The sequence below is a fragment of the Streptantibioticus rubrisoli genome (assembly GCF_024436055.1).
In the GTDB taxonomy this organism is placed as follows: domain Bacteria; phylum Actinomycetota; class Actinomycetes; order Streptomycetales; family Streptomycetaceae; genus Streptantibioticus_A; species Streptantibioticus_A rubrisoli.
On record NZ_JANFNH010000033.1, the window covers coordinates 48,507 to 66,860 of the forward strand.

14 protein-coding genes and 1 other RNA gene are annotated in these 18,354 nt (G+C 67.1%); 5 read left to right on the forward strand and 10 right to left on the reverse strand.

What is annotated here, in order from left to right; all coding sequences use genetic code 11:
- Positions 1-84 precede the first annotated feature (84 nt).
- The gene (locus NON19_RS23355) at positions 85-1,818 is read right to left on the reverse strand and encodes a B12-binding domain-containing radical SAM protein (protein WP_255930932.1); all 1,734 of its coding nucleotides are present in this window, start codon (positions 1,816-1,818) and stop codon (positions 85-87) included.
- Positions 1,819-2,204: 386 nt separating this feature from the next.
- Here NON19_RS23355 and NON19_RS23360 point away from each other — a divergent pair, with 386 nt between their 5' ends.
- Positions 2,205-2,582, forward strand: a complete 378-nt coding sequence (locus tag NON19_RS23360; RefSeq protein WP_255930933.1) for a hypothetical protein — start codon at positions 2,205-2,207, stop codon at positions 2,580-2,582.
- A 264-nt stretch (positions 2,583-2,846) separates the two neighbouring features.
- On the opposite strand, the gene NON19_RS23365 is transcribed toward NON19_RS23360, so the two are convergent.
- Positions 2,847-4,910, reverse strand: coding sequence for a HelD family protein (locus NON19_RS23365; RefSeq protein WP_504979539.1), 2,064 nt, complete (start codon positions 4,908-4,910; stop codon positions 2,847-2,849).
- A 439-nt stretch (positions 4,911-5,349) separates the two neighbouring features.
- Positions 5,350-5,622: a hypothetical protein gene (locus NON19_RS23370; protein ID WP_255930936.1), complete on the reverse strand. Its 273-nt coding sequence runs from the start codon at positions 5,620-5,622 to the stop codon at positions 5,350-5,352.
- A 917-nt stretch (positions 5,623-6,539) separates the two neighbouring features.
- On the opposite strand from NON19_RS23370, the gene NON19_RS23375 reads away from it, so the two are divergent.
- Positions 6,540-6,953 (forward strand): Tn3 family transposase, encoded by a 414-nt coding sequence (locus NON19_RS23375; protein ID WP_255930938.1) that lies wholly within the window; start codon positions 6,540-6,542, stop codon positions 6,951-6,953.
- A gap of 190 nt (positions 6,954-7,143) precedes the next feature.
- Positions 7,144-8,355 (forward strand): glycosyltransferase, encoded by a 1,212-nt coding sequence (locus NON19_RS23380; protein WP_255930939.1) that lies wholly within the window; start codon positions 7,144-7,146, stop codon positions 8,353-8,355.
- 346 nt (positions 8,356-8,701) lie between these two features.
- Here NON19_RS23380 and NON19_RS23385 read toward each other — a convergent pair whose 3' ends face one another.
- From NON19_RS23385 to NON19_RS23405, 5 genes are all read right to left on the reverse strand, one after another.
- A complete protein-coding gene (locus NON19_RS23385; protein WP_255930940.1) occupies positions 8,702-9,463 on the reverse strand; it encodes a bestrophin-like domain in 762 nt (253 codons plus the stop codon).
- Between the two features lie 41 nt (positions 9,464-9,504).
- Positions 9,505-9,693, reverse strand: a complete 189-nt coding sequence (locus tag NON19_RS23390) for a hypothetical protein (RefSeq protein ID WP_255930941.1) — start codon at positions 9,691-9,693, stop codon at positions 9,505-9,507.
- 2,069 nt (positions 9,694-11,762) lie between these two features.
- Complete coding sequence (locus NON19_RS23395; RefSeq protein ID WP_255930942.1) at positions 11,763-13,202, reverse strand: purine-cytosine permease family protein; 1,440 nt, start codon at positions 13,200-13,202, stop codon at positions 11,763-11,765.
- Positions 13,203-13,490: 288 nt separating this feature from the next.
- Entirely contained in the window at positions 13,491-13,787 is a 297-nt protein-coding gene (locus tag NON19_RS23400; RefSeq protein WP_255930944.1) for a transcriptional regulator, read from the reverse strand.
- Positions 13,788-13,942: 155 nt separating this feature from the next.
- Positions 13,943-14,287 (reverse strand): hypothetical protein, encoded by a 345-nt coding sequence (locus tag NON19_RS23405; RefSeq protein WP_255930946.1) that lies wholly within the window; start codon positions 14,285-14,287, stop codon positions 13,943-13,945.
- 816 nt (positions 14,288-15,103) lie between these two features.
- Between NON19_RS23405 and NON19_RS23410 the strand changes: the two genes are divergently transcribed.
- Positions 15,104-15,544: a tyrosine-type recombinase/integrase gene (locus tag NON19_RS23410; RefSeq protein ID WP_255930948.1), complete on the forward strand. Its 441-nt coding sequence runs from the start codon at positions 15,104-15,106 to the stop codon at positions 15,542-15,544.
- A gap of 189 nt (positions 15,545-15,733) precedes the next feature.
- Here NON19_RS23410 and rnpB read toward each other — a convergent pair.
- Positions 15,734-16,138: RNase P RNA component class A (rnpB, locus tag NON19_RS23415), an RNA gene on the reverse strand.
- A gap of 85 nt (positions 16,139-16,223) precedes the next feature.
- Between rnpB and yaaA the strand changes: the two genes are divergently transcribed.
- A complete protein-coding gene (gene yaaA / locus NON19_RS23420; RefSeq protein ID WP_255930950.1) occupies positions 16,224-17,003 on the forward strand; it encodes a peroxide stress protein YaaA in 780 nt (259 codons plus the stop codon).
- A gap of 196 nt (positions 17,004-17,199) precedes the next feature.
- Here yaaA and NON19_RS23425 read toward each other — a convergent pair whose 3' ends face one another.
- Positions 17,200-18,348 carry a bifunctional RNase H/acid phosphatase gene (locus NON19_RS23425; protein ID WP_255930977.1) on the reverse strand — a complete coding sequence of 383 codons (1,149 nt, stop codon included), beginning with the start codon at positions 18,346-18,348 and terminating at the stop codon, positions 17,200-17,202.
- Positions 18,349-18,354 lie beyond the last annotated feature (6 nt).

Genomic DNA, 18,354 nt, shown 5'->3' on the forward strand with positions numbered 1-18,354 from the left:
CCGGCGCTGTGCGCCCGGCGAACGCCCAAGGAACGGCCGGAGGCGTGCGGATGGATCGTCCTGGATATGCGACGGCGAGTTCATCTACGCTCCGCGGACCGGAGACGAGGCGGCCGACGACGCCAGAATGTCCTCGATCATCTGTGGCGGGACGGTGGCATCATCGAACCAGCGGCCGCCGAGCGGCCGGGGAACCGGCATGATCTGGTCGTTCGTATAGGCCAGGACCTTGCGGTTGTAGTTACGGATCTCGTCCCGGAGGTCGGCCGGCAGCTTCTTGTCGAGTCGCAGCGCGCTTTCCATTTCCCCGAGCAGCGCCCGTGTCTCGTCAATGGTTTTGAGAACGGCCTTGCAGAACCCGGCCGGGAGCACCCCGTACTCGCCCTTGATCTCCACCAGGCGAGTGATCGCCTCGTAGGAGACGTCCTGAAGCTGGCGCCTGTCCAGCCAGCGCGTATCGTAGTTAAGCCGCCGGTACCACAGTGGCTCGACCATGGCCTGGCGGTGTTCTTCCAGCGTGCGGTGGTGGATACGGTAGCCGTGTTTCTCCGGTTCTTCGAAGAACTGGGACCCCGGGTCGAGGAACGGCACCATCGGGCAAATGAGCGGAAGGGCGGCCCACCCTCCGAACTTGCGTATGAGTCGCTCGCAGTACGCGATCGTATCCATCACCGATTGCCGGTCCTGGTACGGCATACCGATGAAGAACCAGATCATGATGCCTTTCACGCCGTAATCCAGGGCGCGCGGAATCCATTCCTCCATCTGCTCCATGGTGTAGTTCCCGCGACCGGCCGCCTTGCTTATTTTCAGGTCGTGGGACTCCGGGGAGAGCATGATATAGGAATCTGTTGACTCGCCCATCTTCTTGAGGATGTCGGGCGGCGTCAGACTGAACTGCTCGAAGTGGACGCTCTTGTATCCGAGCTCTTTCACGGCATCCAGATACTGGTGCATCCGCGTTCTGTTCTCGGAATAACATTGAAGCGCGTATATCGAGGTGCGCTTCGCTGCCTCTCGCATGGTGCGGAGCTCTTCGACAACGAGGTCGTTGTCCTTCTGTACCAGAGTCTTGCGGACGCCCATGATGTTGCGGTAGGCGAACCGTGACCCGCCGCACCAGCCACAGTCATGCGCGCACCCGGTGTTGGGCAAGGTCATGATGAGCTTGGACGCTGACGGCCCTCCGTCGGCCACCTCGCGGTAATACGACCAGTCGTTGCGCACATTGTTGTAGTTGCTGTCCGGCGTGTGCGAGAAGCCGGTGGATTGGACCTCTCCATCGACCTTGTACAGCAGATTAGGGATGGAACGAAAGTCCCTGTTGCCTTGCTTGACCCTGGCGACCAGCTCCGTGACCGGGTCGAGGGTGTCGTAACCCTGAACGACGACATCGACACTCGGGTACTCAATCAGCTGCTTCGCATAGTAGGTCGCCGAGATGCCACCGAAGATGGTGAGCGCTTCGGGGTGCACTTCCTTCACGAGGGCCGCGAGTTCGACCGAGCCGTGACAGTGCGCCATCCAATGGAGGTCGAACCCGAAGATCGGCGCCTCGAAGCGGGCGAGTAATCGCCTGACATCTATTTCGGGATGCATGAGCATCAACGAGGCGACATTCACGATCTTCGTGTCGAACCCGCAGTCGGCCAGCCGCTGCTTTATCGAGAACCAGCCAATTGGATAAATCTCATAGACCGATGTGACATTGACACTGTCGCTGTCGCTCAGATAGGCGAACAGCATGTCGTCGCGCTCGCGGAAGTCGTATACGCTGGGCGCGTGTAATAAGAAGAGATCGGCCTCAAGTCGCGACACTGACGACTGATCCGTTATAGTCATTCGCGCCCTCCCATGGCTCTGTTTGCCCAGCAGGGTTCACCATGGTTTCTTCCATCTGAAAGGTTTGTCAAGGGTCAGTCGACCAGCATCATAATCGATCTTGATTTGCTACTTCCCGGCCTGCGCCGATGCCGCCAATAAAGTCGATCAGGAGCTCATTAAGTACACCGTACACATGGTGGGACGGCTCGCCCATTGTGGCGTCTTAGGGCAGTTTGTCACCGTGGGATAAACGGAATGATTGAGTCCATGCGGCGGTCATCGAGTGAACTGGCGCCGCCACCTGATCGCCAGCAAGTGGAACTACAGCCACTGTCCAGGCAAGACCGGGAAAGCCGCCTAGTTCAGGAGATGAACTTGCTGTGTTCGACTGCGGTCACGCCGAAGATCACCGGAGCATTGTGCAGTCCGTCCTGCGTGTCGCAGACATCGCCATCCTCAACGCCGCTCCTACCCCCTGCGGACATCGACCGCATCGAGCGTCTCCCGATGCGGGAGATCATCTGCTGTTCAACCGCACCGGCGCCAACGCCAAGGCCACCAAGGAGCAACGGGGCTATCTCGAAGACGACGGCTGGCAGGTGTTCACCACCACCATCCCGCATTGGCAGGTTTACGCCCAGTCGATGCTCCAGCCCGTCACCGCCAAAGGATCGGCCTACGACGAGTTGATCACGGAAATGATCGACCGTGGTCTCTCCTCCCGAAGAAGGGCGCCGCGTAATGAGCAAGGGCGATAGCACCTCCGCCCTGCGTGCTCGACGCTCGCAGCAGCAGAGCGCGTTGGCTCGTCGGCAGTCTGCCCCGCCTCACAGCACGAGCCGTCCTGCCGACCTTGTCATCACCGCCGACATGATTCCCGCCCCAGAGTCAGTCGACGCCTCTGGCAATCTGACTCCAGACGAGATCCAAACCGACGACGTCCTTCTGGCGTCAGCGGGGCGTTGGGATGTCCCGCCATATCAGCCCCTCGAGGTACCCGCTCCGAGCGTCCATCACAGGCGTCATGAGGTGTGCTGTGACGCCGTATTTACGGCGATCGTGCACAGTCTCTTGGTTGCACGCGTGAGGGCGACATACAGGTCGCGCTCACCGCCGGGGCGGGCTGCGGCGATCTCCTCCGGGGCGACGACGACGATCGCGTCGAACTCCAGGCCGCGGGCTTCGGAAGCCGGCACGAGGCGGGCCCACCGCTCGACATCGGCCGACGCCAATTCCTTGACCCGGTCGTCCGCGCAGATCACGGCGAGCAGGTCGCCCGGGTGCGCTGCCACCTGCCTCCGAAGCTCCCCAGCCACGGTGGTGGCAAGGGAGTGCGGGCAGCTGGCGAGGTGGCGGGGAGGAACGCCGTGGCGAATCGACCGGCTCGGCGTCTGACCGGGGGCGATCCGCGCCAGCAGGCCGTGGGTGCTCGCCAGGATCTCCTGGGTCGTGCGGTAGCTCACGGTCAACGTGTGCAGGGAGAACCGGTTGCCGAGATGCGGCCCCAGTGCCTGGGACCAGTCGCTTGCCGCCGTCGCAGGGCCCGCCTGGGCGAAGTCACCCACCAGCGTCATCGACCTGGTCGGACACCGACGCATCACCATCCGCCACTGCATAGCGGTCAGCTCCTGAGCCTCATCAACTACGACGTGCCCGAACGACCGCTCCGGCAGCCCGTCCACCAGGGCCGCCGCCTCATCAAGCAGCGGCACATCGGCATCCGTCCACGGGGCATCAGGCGAACGCACCGGCCGGGACTGTTCGTCGCGGGCGAGCGAGGGCAGGTGCCTGGCCAACGTGCGAGCGTCCGCCAGCAGGGTCCGCACGACCACGTCGGGCGTCAGCGGCGGCCAGAGGGCCTCCACCGCACGGTCGACGTGGGCGTCGCCCGAGAGGTCCGCGCGGACGGCGTCCGCGTCGAACACCTCGGCCGGATCCGCGGCCGGCGCGTCGTCGAAGCCGAGAGCCCGCAGATCGGCTTCGGCCGCGGCATCGAGATCCAGGCCCGTGCTCTCGGCGATCTCGGCGTCGATATGTTCGAGGGCCTCGACGGCGTCGCGCTCCAGGGCATCCGTGACCGCGCCGATCAGGTGCTCCTTGAACACCTCCCGCGCCCGGTTGTGCGCCAGACCGCTCGCCACCGCCGCCTCCCGCGCCGCCGCGACATCTACGTTCTCCAGCCGGACCCACTGCTGCCCCACCCGGACCGCGAAGCAGCCGACAGGTGCCTGCCGGGAGCGCACCAGGCCCGCGAGCGCCTCGGCCAGCGCGGAACTCCCCTTAAGGCGCGCGACATCCAACGACTCCACACCGGCGGGCTCCACCCCGGCCAGCTCCGCGCACGTCGCCAGGAGCACGTCGTTCTCCCCCAGCGAGGGGAGCACCTGGGAAACATAGTCGAGTAACCGCGCGTTCGGCCCGAGCACCAGCACACCGCGCGCGGCCACTCCCGGGAACGCGTACAGCACATACGCCGCCCGGTGCAGCGCAACCACGGTCTTGCCCGTCCCGGGGCCGCCCTGCACCACCGTCACCCCCCGATGCGGGGACCGGACGATCGCGTCCTGCTCCACCTGCAACGTCGCCACCGCCGCACGCATCCGCCCCGTGCGCTGCGCCTCCAGCGCTTCCGTTAGCGGACCATCACCGACGATGTCACCGACTGCGGCCGACGATCCGTCCAGTAGCTCGTCGCTCACCGCACGTACCGCACGGCCCTCGACTCGCAGATGACGCCGGCGCCGCAGCCCCATGGGGTGGACGGTCGTCGCCTCGTAGAAAGGCCGCGCCGCGTCCGCTCGCCAGTCGACGAGCAGTGGCAGGTCCCGGTCATCCACATGCAGGCCGAGCCGTCCGATGTGCAGGACGGTTCCGTCCGCGCCATCAACCCGGCCGAACGCCAACCCCTCCTCGGCCCCCTCCAGCCGACGAACCTGACGTGCCAGACGCTCTGCGGCCACATCGCGCGCGTATACCTCGCCCGCGCTGTCGGCCGATGACTTCAGCACATCCGCCAGCTGGGCCCGTGCATCCGCCAATCGCTCATCGAGCAGCCGGTACATGGCGGCCACATGGGTTTGCTCCACCTCGACCTGTCCTGCTGCACCCTCATTGGCCTGGGACAAAACTAGCCTTCCCCTCGACTCGGCCCTCCACTATGCAGCCAAATTTCCTTGAAAGTAAGGCTTGACTTACTTGTCCGGGTCAGCCGCCGCGGCCGGTCCGCCACCACAGCTCGGGTCTGGGCGGCCTTCGGGCACTGTTGGATATGAGGAGCCGACCGGGCTTTCATCCGGCCTGAAGAGATTCGAGCTCAGGGAGGCTCAGCACTTCGCCGCCATGCCACAGACCCTGCCCAGGCGGCTGGCGCAGCTAGCCCCACCCGGACACCGCCCATCGGCGTGTCGTTATCGCCGCTGAAGCGGCACCAACCTCCTGAGACGACACATCTGAGTGGCAGAGGTGGGCATCGGTTCAGGCCGCCGCCCGCCTCGCCCAGGGTGGCAAGAAGTACCGCGCGGCTGGCTACGCCCAGCTTGACCGCTTGCTCATCGCCTCCTCGATGAGGGCGTTGTAGCGACGCGCTGCCTCTTCGGCGACAGGATCGAACCTGGCGCGCAAGGCCAAACCCTCCTCGTCCCAGTCATTCCAGCCGAGCACGGGCGCGGCCAGATCCAACAGGCCGAGGAAGACCGCGCCGACCCGCGTGATCCAGTAGGCGCGTTGCACGTGCAGCCCGTCGAAGTCGTAGGCGAACTTGCCAGATTCAAGGTCCCCGTACAGCAGCATCGACTGCATGAGGCTGGGGTGCCCGCCGGCGTTCGAGAGCATCGCGAACGCGGGATATCCCCGACCTCTGTGAAGTGCGTATCGAACAACTGCTGGCGATTTGGCTTCGCCACTCGGGGGTAGCCACGCTGCACCCACAGGGCATCCAGGTCGCGCTGCAACGTCGCCTTGATCTTCCGCCCCCGGACCGCATTCTCGCTAAGCTGAGGGTCACCGGAAGTCTTGGCTGCTTGATACCAGTGATCCTCGCCCCTGCCGAAGATGTCGATCGTGTCCATCGTCAAAGCGAACGCACGCGCCTTCATCGACCCTTCAGCCCCGTTGACCAGCCACGACGCGAGAGCCTGCGTCTCATGGAGATGCCGCAGTTGCGACAGCGCCGTGGTCGAGGCCCACGCCTCGAACAGGGCATTTGCTGCGGCCGCCGACTCGGCGCCGTTCGCCAGAAACGAAAGGCCAAAAGCTCTGCGGGCGTGGGCTGTTCGTCGGTCATGAACGCAGGCTCGCACAGTCAGCGTCGGGCGCGTTACTGAGTAAGGCGCCCCGCGTCCTCGTGCTATCTTCCGCTGGCTCGGCCTTGGGGCCGACCCCGATCCTCGGACTGACGGTCCGCTACGTCGACCCGTACACCGACCAGCACGCCCAGGCACAACCGCGTCGCCGGTCTCTGACCGCCAACTCGACCCAGGCTCGGACCGCCGCGCGGCCGGGCCTCACTTCTGATCACGCCAAGTTGAAGTTCCCAACTGTCTGGCCAACTGGCCTATCTCGCAGTGGGGTTGAACAACGCGCAGCGCACTGCGGCACCCGTAGGCCCCAGCCAAGCCCTCGTAGACGAAGCAACTCCGCGAGATGAGGCGGTGCCTGGCCGGGTACGCGAGCGAGAACCCGCGTACATAGCCACAGTCTCAGTACCCGTTGCGATCATGAGGGGTCTGTCGGATCCAGCGTTGCGGGAGCAGATCCAGCGGGCGACGAACATGGCCGAGGCCTACAACGGGTTCACCAAGTGGCTGCACTTCGGCAACGCCGGCTGGCTGGCCAGCCACGACCCGGAACTGCAGGACAAGGCGGTCAAGTTTCTCGATTTCGTCGCCGCCAGTGTGGTCTTCTCCACCACCATCGACATGACCCGCACCCTGCGCCGGATGACCCGTGAGGGCTGGAGCCTGAACGTGAGCGACCTGGCGGTGCTCAGCCCCTATCGGCGCGAGAACGTGCTCTGCTTCGGCGACTACACCACTGACCAGCTCCACATACCCCCGCCCGCCTACAATGCGACGCTTCACGCCCCCACCGACGAAACAGCCGTACGACGTCCGGGCTCCATAATCAACTAGCGGCGGCAGAGGGGATGACGCCACGCGCTTGTGGTAGGCGTCGCCGTTCGGAAGCCGAGGCGACAGACAATCCCGCTTCCATCTCCCGTTCAACCGTATACCGCACGGGGGATCTTGCCGCAAGGCCCCCATATGCGGCGAATATGGCCCTCCGCGTGACGAGACGCGGCAGGAAAACCTGGGAGTGAACATGCGGGTGCTGTTGTCCACGATCGGCTCGCGAGGAGAGGTCCAGCCAGTGATTGGCCTGGCCCTGCGGCTGCAGGAGCTGGGACAGGAAGCTGTGGTGTGCGCACCGCCTGATTTCCAGGAGTGGGCGGAGTCACTGGGCATCACCTATGTTCCGGTCGGCCCGGAACTACACACTACGGCGAAGCGGCCGGCAGGGACCGTGCCCACGCCCGAGCAGCGACGACAGATGATCGAGGGCACGGTTGCGGATCAGTTCGCGGTGGTGGGTTCGGCCGCCGAGGGATGCGATGTGATCGTGGCAGGCGGTGCTCTGGCGGTCGCGGCTCGCTCGGTGGCCGAACGGCGAGGCATCGGCTATGTGTACGCCGCGTTCGCGCCCATGACGCTGCCGTCCCCGCACCACGCGCCGCCCGTGTTCGGATTGCTGGGAGACAAGCCGACGGACGGCACGATCGACAACCAGGCCCTATGGGCCCAGGACGCACAACGCTGGAATGTCATGTGGGGCGCGGCTCTCAACGCGCAGCGCGAGGCTACCGGGCTCGCCCCGGTCAGCGACGTCAGGCGCCACATCTTCACCGACGCCCCCTGGCTCGCCGCCGATCCCATCCTGGCACCGTGGCCCGAGCCATCGGAGCTGGACGTACTGCAGACCGGGGCATGGACGCTCACGGACCACCGCCCGCTCCCGCCCAGGCTGGAAGAATTCCTCGACGCCGGCGAGCCGCCGATCTACTTCGGATTCGGCAGCGTGCGCGCCCCCGAGGGCATCGCCCGGACGATGATCGCAGCCGCCCGCGCACTCGGCCGCCGCGCAGTCCTCGCCCGCGGCTGGGCCGACCTCTCTCTCGACGAGGCCGAGCCCGACTGCCTGGTGATCGAAGAGGTGAACCATCAGGCACTGTTCCGGCGAGTCGCCGTGGTCGTGCACCACGGAGGGGCCGGCACCACCACCACGGCCGCCACAGCCGGGACGCCCCAAGTGCTCGTCCCCCAGATGTTCGATCAGTTCTACTTCGCTCACCGCGTCCATCAGCTCCAAATCGGCAGCGCCCACCCAGGCAGCAACCCGACGACCGACTCCCTCACCACAGCGCTGCGACGCGCCCTCGCCCCCCAGACGGTTCAGACCGCCCATACCCTGGCAAGCCAGGTTCGCACCGATGGTGCACTGGCCTCAGCCCGTCGACTGATCACCAAGCAGGACTAACCCACCCACAGCCCGCTCACGGGCACCGCCTTTCCGGCCAGCCAGCACCTGTCACATCCATCATCACTCTCCGTATTCAATGGCAGGCCAAGGCGCTCATCAAACAGGCCGGGCGGCTTTGGAGCAGGGGCTGCTGTTCAAGCGGTACTTGAACCCGGAGCGGATCAACCCGCGGATGTCGACCCCGACTTCGACGACCGTCAGCGCGACAAGATGGTGCGCTACGTCACCGAGAGGGACGGGGGCGAGTTCACCGCCATGGTGAACACGTTCCTTGCACTGCCGTACCACCGCATCAACGAGATGTCGGTCAAGGCCGCGCGCCGGGCACAGTTGGGCGAGGCGATCAGCTGTCCATCTGCTGGAAGCGCGCTTCGGCGAAGGAGAACGCGGTTGGTCGTACCGCGAAGGGCTGCCGGAAGGCGTGGTTCAGTTGTGCGGTCAGGCAGATGGCGAAGGCCACGGCCGCTCCCACGAAACACAGGCCCACCAGGTTGCGGGGTTTGTCGATCAATCCCAGGATCGCTGGGAAGGCGATCAGGAAGCCACCGGCGACCACCAGAGCGAGCCAGGTAATCAGCGGCATTCCGCTTTGGACTTGCGCTGCCCGGTCGGTGCGTGTCTGGTACACCGTGGCCAGGCTGGACTGGGCAGCAGCCTTCGCCGTTTGCTGGTCGGGGCGCGTGGTGGAAGTGGTGCTGAGCGCCGCGCGTGCTTGGTCCAGGGTCTGCCAGGCTTCGGGGCTGGTATGCCCCTTGGCGAGTACCGGGAATTCAACGGTTCGTACCTCGCGGGTGTACTGCTTGAGCAAGGCACGTACCTTGGTGCGGTTGGTGTCCGGCAAGCCGCCAGCCGCCCAGTAAGTGTCGGTCAGCGCGCGGGCCTCGTCATAGGTGCGGGCCCGTGCGGTGCTCAGAGCGGACCAGCTGCCCGCCACCTGGAACCCCGTCAGCATGATGAAGGAACTGAGCAGCACACCACCGATCAGGGACAGTGCCTGACCGCTGAACTCCCCACTGGCTGCACGGTGACCCTTGCCGAAGAGCTTGCCGAGGACGAAAGCGAAAGCGATGCCACCGATGACGGATACGACACTGACGATGTACATGGACACGGCCTTCCGAGGATCTGTCGAAGCGGAAGAGGAGTTCAGCGACGGCGGTCGATGACACGAGGAAGGGCTGCGACCAGCGCCGCCGGGAGCAGCACCGCCATGATCGTCAGCAGCAACCACCGCTGCGAGTCGTCGGGACGCGGATAGGGCTGCTCCTGTGCGACTGGCGGGGCCAGCGCCGCCTGAGCCAGTCCCCTGGGAGGGGACGTGCGGGATGGGTGCATGGTCGGGGATACGGTCGGCGCGGGCGTCGGCCGGGCTGGAGGCAGGCGAAGCGGTGGTCCAACCGGCGAAGTGTGATGGGGAGTTGGGGGCACCGGCCTGGGCGGTGGGGGCATCGACGGAGGTGGCGGGGGCATCGACGGAGGTGGCGTCGGCACAGGCGTCGGAGGCTCGAAACCTCCAGCCGTGCACCGCGAGCCCAGATCGACGGAGATCCCGGTGTCCGGCACCATGCCCGGATATAAGGTCCCTGCGGTTGCGGAGAGGGCCATCCGCCAGTCGTCGTGGCAGAACACCATGGTGATCACGCACTCGTCGCCACCGGTCAGGATGTGCCCGGCTGACACTGACAGGGTGTGGGAGCAGTCGACAGAAGCGTGAGCGCCCATCCGTAATGCACGGGCTCGGTATGACAGGCTGTCCCAGCTGTCCCTCGCGCCCACGGCGCGGCCCCGCACCGAGGCATCGGAGCCACCTGGGTAGGCAGCGGTGCCTGGCCGCACATACCTGTGGTCTGACCGCGGACCAACTCCACCGGCGTCCGAGCGGTCCCTCCCATCTGCGGTGCTGCGAACTCCTCGGCTGATCGGCATCCCGGGGACACTGCCACCGCCGCCGTGCGCACCGCTTTGACCGGCCCATCCTTCCGGTCCTCCATCACTGCGCCAGTGAGCCCGTCCTCGGCTGAGCCGCCCAATCGAGCTCGGGCCACGGGGAGCGACTGCCAGCGAGGCCCGAGGGCCGGGTTGGGTCTGAACGGCTGCCGCTGGCTGGGTGGTGACGACGGCGATGCTCCCTATCACGCCTGCCAACATGGCGGCGGCCAGCCGCTGTCTGGCTGCACAGAACCGCATACGGGCGCGGGGGGAGCCTGGAGCGATTCTGCCGCGCGGCGCGGGTTTCTCCTGTGTGATCACGCGTGCTTCTCCTGAAATGTGGCTACGCACAGACCCTGCAGGCGCCATGGACCGAGCCGGCTTTCTATGGGTTCTTGCCTCGCCGGTGAACGCCTTGTGAACCACGGGGGACAGCGACCAACGCGCGCGCACCGAGCACCGCGTCAGCGTTGTAGAACAGGAGATGATCAATGCTGAGCTTGTTGGCGAGCGCTAGGGCTGATGGGTGGACTGTTGAGGCGACTGCTGATGTGTTTACGAGCGGATGGCAACGGTCATCGGGCGAACTCTTCTTGCCGGGGCGGGTACTGGCGTAGGCGCCACCAGGAAAGAGCCGGATACAGGTCGAAGTAGCGAGACCATCCGACCAGATCCTGGGTAACAGTAACTGCTGGTGCGCCCAGTCAATCTTGGGAAGTCGTTCGCATTAACTCCATGCAGTGATCCTCCCCTGCGCAAGGTTTGCCGGACGGCAAAGCGCGCACCGCGGAAGCCCTCGACCAACGACGCCAAGACAAAGCCCACTTGACGGCGGGAGAAGCATCCGCACGGCGGTCCCCATACCGCAGCGGCGAGGAGCGGACGGGGTGGGCACAGCGGCTGGGTGTGGCTGCTGCGGCAGTTGGACAGGATGGGTCCGCCGCCCACGGGTAACCCTGGCAGCGAGTGGGGTGACGACGGCATCTTCCAACGCTGTGTTGGCCCCTGTTGTGCGCAAGTCCGGCCAGGCGCGGCTCGTCGGCCTGGGACACGACACCAGACGCGCAGCGGAAGGCCCGGCAGCGGCAGCATCGGCCAGACGCACAGCGACCGCCGGGCTCGGACTCACGGCCTTCCCGCCGGGCAACCCAAAGCCACGTCCCACCTCCTCGTAGCGCACTTCGTGGTCATGCCCTTCGAGCTGGCAGACGCGTTTGTGGCGGATCCTGCCCACGTCCCGCTTGTGGATTTCCCTGGCACCGCGTCCAGCGGTCCGCCGCGGGCAGTGTGGGAGCACTACGAGCCGCGGCGGAAACGCCATGTCGTTTCCGCCCCAACATCAACCCTCAGCGCTCTCCGAAGGCACGCGGATACGCAGAGTTGACGAGGTCCATACCCATCTTTTCTTGCGCTTTGCAATACGTGTATATGGCATTCGAGTTGCGTTCGACGCAGCGGCGCCGCGGTGCGCGCGCTCACCTGACCGGTGGGGCCTGGCACTCGCTCGACCGCGTCGCGGCGTGCTCGACGGTCCGGTCCTGGGAGCGGCAGACCACCGCGTACACCGCGGACGTGACGGCCAGTCCGACCAGCCAGGCGATGTCGGTTCCGGCGAGTCGGTGGGCCAGCGGTCCGATGTACGAGCCGCCTCCGAGGTCGGGCAGCACCATGAAGGGGACCTCGGCGGCGATGCCGACGCCGTAGGCGGTCAGACCACGCCACGCCCACACGCGGTAGACGCCGTCGGGGCGGAACAGGTCGGCGACCGAGTAGTGGCCTCGGCGTACGAAGAAGAAGTCGACGAGGTTGGTCGCGGTCCACGGCACCAGCAGGTAGAGCATCAGCGTCAGCGCGGTGAACACGGTCGTCACCGCGTTCTGCGAGACCGCCGAGCCGATGACGTACCAGAGGACCGCCAGCGCGAGGACGGTCATCGCCCGCGTCGTCGGGTTGGGGGCGATCTTGCGCACGGAGTCGACACCGGTCAGGACGGTGAGCATGCCGCCGTAGGCGTTCATGCCCATGGTGGCGACCAGGCTGAGCACGGAGAACACCGCTGTCGCCGTGCCGAGGCCCGGCATGATGTGCTCGCCGGCTTGGCGAAGCCCCACCAGCCCGTCACTGGCCCCCAGCCGGGTCGCCAGCCAGCCGCCGAGCGCGATGAGCCATATCGCGGAACCGGCCGCGCCGCAGAAGACCGCGGCGATCAGCGACCGCGCGGATGTGGTACGCGGCAGATAGCGGGAGTAGTCGGACACGTACGGCGCGTAGGTGATGTTGTACGCCGCCGCGGCGGAGAACTGGGCGAAGAAGGCTGCCCAGCCGAAGGCATGGTGCTGTTGGCCCGTCAGGTGACCGGCGGCCTGACCGGTCAGAACCCCGACCGTCAGGATCAGCATCAGCGGCAGGGAGACGTACAGCAGCCACCGAAAGACGCGGTGCAACCAGTCGTGGCCGTACACGGCGAGCAGGGCCGCCAGCACCGCGCAGCCGATCGCGACCGCCGTCGGATCCCAGCCGAACACCCCGTGCAGCCCCTGGGAGACCAGCACCTGGTCGGCGACGTTGAAGCCGAGATACGTGAACAGGGTGGCGACCAGTACGGCGATCACCCCGCGATATCCGAACTGCGCCCGGGACTGGATCATCTGCGGTAGGCCCAGCACCGGCCCCTGCGAGGCGTGAAAGGCCATGAACAGGGTGCCAACCACGATCCCCAGCACACCGGCCAGGATCGTCGGTGCCAGCGGCAGCCCGAGCGAGGGACCCACGAAGCCGACGGCGACCGTGAAGTACTGGAAGTTCCCCAGGAACCACAACGCGCCCTGATGCCAGACCCTGCCGTGCCGCTCCTCGTCCGGCACCCAGTCGATGGATCTGCTCTCGATGGCCATGGAGCCGCGTACGTCCCCCATGGGGTCCTCCGTTCCTCAGCCGGTGCTACCGGTCGGACGTGGTGGCCAGTGACCGTACAGATCCGGAAGGGGCCGCGAAAGCAGATGCTTCCTACAGGCCGGTCGCCTCTTGTGTATGAAGTGCACAGCGCTGACTGCCTGCTTCGGCGCCTGTTCCCCGGGCGACCAGCGAGGCGCTGTTCGCCGGCAGCACCGGCTGATCGGTTGGGAGACGCCCAGGTGCCTTCGCCGGCCCGCTGATCCGCCGGCGGCCCACCGCCGCCCGCCCGGCCGCCGATCACCGGGCCGTCACGGTCGGCCGCCGTCGTCTGCCGACTGGCGGTCCATGGCCGCGGCCCAGTGGTCGGCCCAGCGGGCGAGGGGGCGGAGGGCCTGGTATGCCTGTTCGCCAAGCGGGGTGAGTGTGTAGCGGTTGTCGGGGAGTTGGTGCACGAGGCGGGCGTCTTGTAGTTCGGTGAGCCGGTCGAAGAAGACCAGCTTCGGCTTGCGCCCGGCACCTTCTGCCCGCTTGCGCTCTCCGCCACGCGCGGCCCTCAGCGCGGACTGCCGGGCCGCTTCCCACGGTCCGGCGAGCTCGGAGAACAACTCGCCGAAGTGTGCACGAGAGACACCCGGCAGGGCAGGATGGGCACAGGCCGTACGGGCTCAGGTCAGCTTCACAACTCACCCAACCCGTGCGGCCCACCTCATGTCACGGCCGACCAGGACGACCACTGAGTCCCCCGAGACCGTAAGGGAGCTCAGCCCTCCGCGGCAGCGAACTTCTCGGCGAGCTCGCGATGCCGGTCTGCGGCCTGCTTCGCCTGTGCAGGGCTGATGGTCGATCCCGGCGCGCTGCCCAAGCGTTCGGCTAGCTCCGCGAAGCGCAGGTGCTCGCGCCGGGCGTGCTCCCGGCAGGCGAGGCATGTGACTTTGTCCGGCCGGGGCGAGGTCATCGCATATGGCACCCGCAGCCCGCATCCAGTAGTGACGAGGCTCGGCAGGTCACCCGCCAGACCGAACGCGGACGCCACCACATTGCGCACGGCGGCATCGCCGTGAACCACCTTCAACTCAACATGGATGTGCGGATCGTTCCCGTCCATGCGTGCTCCTCGCCCGGCGACCCAGCTGACCGGGAGTGCTCCCGGCCAGCCGCGGAGTGCAGGATGAGTCTCCCATGTCACGGCTCGGCAAGACGGCCGCTAATTCCCCCGAGGCCATTAGCGAGCCAGCCGTGTGCGGCTGGGGCATGGGTATCGGTGGAGTCGGTCGTCGGGGTCCTTTCCGGGTGATGGAGGCGAGTTGGTGGGCTAATTGCCCTCGCAGAGCGCTCGGGTGGGGGCGTGCACCCGGGCGGCGATCAGACCGGTCAGGTGGCGGCCAGCGCGGCGGCGTGCATGAAAGCGCAGGCGGAGCGATCCGGGGATCGTATGCGGGCGGCGGCAGCCCAACGCCGCGAGATGGTCCAGTCCCTCATCCAACACGCCCGTGACTTGGCCGCCCGGCATGGTGTCCGGTTCAGTGACGACGTCGAGCGCCAGGTCATCGCGTCACTGGACGCCACTCTTGCTGACCCGCAGGCCGCCGCCCGATTCGAGGACGGTTGTCTGACCGAGGCCCTGTGCCCCCTAACGTTCATCGGCGGAGGCGGACGCGGCAGGTCAAATGCCTAAGCGAATGGAACGGAACCCGAGTAGGGAACGAAAAGGTGGAATTCTACGCGAACCAACTGATCGGTCGAAGGCGAAAGAGAAAGAAGAACGACAACACGACTGACACCTACGAAACCCATTTTCGGGCCCACATACTTCCATTTGCGGGAACACGAGTGACCAAGACCCTTAAGCGTCGGGACACCATGGATCTGGTGGATCATCTGCTCGAAAAGCCGGGTCAAGGCCAGCAAGGCGGCGTTGCCCGTGGACCGCTTCCTGATCGAGCGCCTGGCCGAACATGTCGCCGGGTTCTCCCAGCTAGCCCCGGTGCGCCCGCGGACCGTGCAGAAACGCAAGGCCCGCGGTTATGTGCCGCCGCCGAACGAGGGCCTGGTCGTGACCAACCGGTTGGGCCGTCCGGTTCAGCGCGGTGAGTTCAATTCCAAGTGGCGTGCAGCGGTGAAGCTTGCCGGGCTGCCGGAGAGGACCCGGTTTCATGATTTCAAGCACTTCTACACGTCCCGGCTCGGCGCGTCTGGCCACCACGACCCGAAGACCGTGCAGGCACTCTCCCAGCACGCCGAGTTCTCCGAGACGTGGGACACCTACGCGCACCCTCCGGTCGCGGTGGAAGGCGTGAAGGTGACCGCGTTCAGTGGCTTGTTCACTGTGGGCGGCGGGCCGGCCGCGCGCGTCGCCGGGTGAACCCGGCCGGGGGACTTGACCCCGGCCGCCCCTAATGTGCCAGACTCACTGGCGACTTGAGGCTAACCATCGCGGTGCGAGGGTGAGCGGTCCGTGGAACGACCTGCCCACCTGATTCGACCCCGATTCGACCCCGCAAGGCAGGTTGGAGTGGAACACCCCCTCTGACCAGGGCCGGAGGGGGTGAGACAGACGAGTCGAGCTGTACGCCGGGTTCTGTTCCCGGGGGCCTCGCGGCCCGTCGGGTGGCGGTCATCCATCTAGGGCCAGCGTTGCCGCTGGCCTCGTGCGGTCTACCCGCGGACTCGGGCGGGCAGCCCTCGAACATCCGCGCAGGGCCGTCTCGCGACGACCCCATCTTGACCTTGCTCCGGGTGGGGTTTACCTAGCCGTCCAGGTCACCCTGGACGCTGGTGGTCTCTTACACCACCGTTTCACCCTTACCGAGTGCCTTTCGGCGCCCGGCGGTTTGCTTTCTGTGGCACTGTCCCGCGGGTCACCCCGGGTGGGCGTTACCCACCACCCTGCCCTGTGGAGCCCGGACGTTCCTCGGCGGAACCCAAGAGGTTCCGACGCGACCGCCCACTCGGCTCGTCTGCCGTACCGACATCGTAGTGGACGATCAGGGCCGCCTATGCTGCACCGGGGTGTGACGCCGTGACTACGAGGGAGATGTGCCGTGCTCGTCCTGCTGCCGCCGTCCGAGGGCAAGGCCCAGGAGGGCTCCGGGGCCGCGCTGGACCTGGGGTCGCTGTCGCTGCCGGGGCTGACCGAAACCCGGCGGACGGTGCTGGACGAGTTGGTCGGGCTCTGCTCCGGTGACCCGGACAAGGCGCTGGACGTGCTGGGCCTCGGCGCGAAGCTGCGCGGTGAGGTGGCCAAGAACGCGGAACTGCGGTCCGCGCCGACGCTGCCCGCCGGGGAGCTGTACACCGGGGTGCTCTACGACGCGCTGGGGCTGTCGACGCTGGACGCGGGCTCCGCGCGCCGGGCCCGCGACACGCTGTTGATCTTCTCCGGGCTGTGGGGCGCGCTGCGCGTGGACGACCCGGTGCCGTCGTACCGCTGCTCCATGGGCGTCAAGCTGCCCGCTCTCGGTGCGCTGGGCGCCTACTGGCGCGCCCCGCTGGCCGAGGTGCTGCCGGAGGCGGCGGGCGACGGACTGGTGCTTGACCTGCGCTCCGCCGCGTACGCCACCGCGTGGAAGCCCAAGGGCGAGCTGGCCAAGCGGACGGTGACAGGCCGGGTGCTTCAGGTGCGCACCGTCGACGGGATGGAGAAGCGCAGCGTGGTCAGCCACTTCAACAAGGCCACCAAGGGGCGGCTGGTACGGGCGCTGCTCACCGACGGCGCGACGCCCCGCGACCCGGCCGAACTCTGCGTGATGCTAAGGGACTTGGGGTTCACCGTGGAGACCCCCGCACCGGGCAAGCTGGACGTGCTGGTCACCGAGGTGTGAGTTCCGCGATCAGGTCCCGCGGCCAGGCCAGTTCAGCGGCCCGCATGGTGCGCAGGTAGTCGTACTCGACGATGTTGACGCGCTCCAGCGCGATCTATGTCGTAGCGCAGGCGACCGAGGGCACGGCCTCTGGGGGGCTTCGCCTCAATCCCCCCGGGCGGCGGAACCGTAAAACCCTCGCCCCCCGCCGAGCCGCCTAACCGCGCAGGTGCGCCGTGTCGTTGAGCAGGCGCAGCGACGCGTTGCCGTCCGAGTAGTACGCCACCGCCGACAGCGACCCGGCGGACAGCTCCATCCGGAACACCGACTCCGGCGGCGCGCCAAGCGCCAGCCGCACCAGTGTCTTGACCGGAGTGACATGCGTGACCAGCAGCACCGTACGCCCCGCATAACGCGCGATCAGGCGGTCACGGGTGACCGCCACCCTGCGGGCCACCGTCGCGAAACTCTCGCCGCCACCGGTCGGTTGGGCCTTGGTGGACGCCAACCAGGCGTCGAGGTCGTCCGGATAGCGCTCCTTGACCTCGGCGAAGGTCAGGCCCTCCCACGCCCCGAAGTCCGTTTCGCGCAGCCCCTCTTCGACCCGTACGTCGAGGCCGAGCCGGGTCGCGATGGTCTCGGCGGTCTGCCGGCAGCGGGTCAACGGTGAGCTGACGACGGCCTGGACGCTGCCGCGCGCCGCCAGTGCCTCGGCGCACCGCAGCGCCTGCCAGTGGCCCTTCTCGGACAGCTCGGGGTTCCCGCCGCCGCTGCCGGAGAACCGCTTCTCGGCGGTGAGCGGCGTCTCCCCGTGCCGTAGCAGCACGAACGTGGTCGGCGTGCCGAGATCGGCGGCCCAGCCGACCGGGGGCGGGACCGCGGCGGCGGCCTCCGCGGGCCGCTCGCCGTCCAGCGGGGGCGTACCCACGGCCGAGGGCCTGGGCTCCCACTGCCTACCCGCCTTGCCCGCGTCCATCGCCTCGTTGGCGAGTCGGTCCGCCTGCTTGTTGCGGGAGCGGGGGATCCACTCGTACGTCACCTGGCCGGGCGGGAAGATGGTCTGGGCCTCCGCGGCGAGCGGCCGCATGTCGGGGTGCTTGACCTTCCAGCGGCCGCTCATCTGCTCGACGACGAGCTTGGAGTCCATCCGCACATGAACCGTCGCCTCCGGGTCCAACTCCCGTGCGGCGCGCAGCCCGGCGATCAGCCCCTTGTACTCGGCGACGTTGTTGGTCGCGGTGCCCAGGTACTCGGCGCGCTCGGCGAGCGTCTGGCCGGTGGCCGCCTCGATGACCACCGCCCCGTAGCCCGCGGGGCCCGGGTTGCCCCGGGACCCGCCGTCCGCCTCGACGACGAACTTCGCCATCTCGGC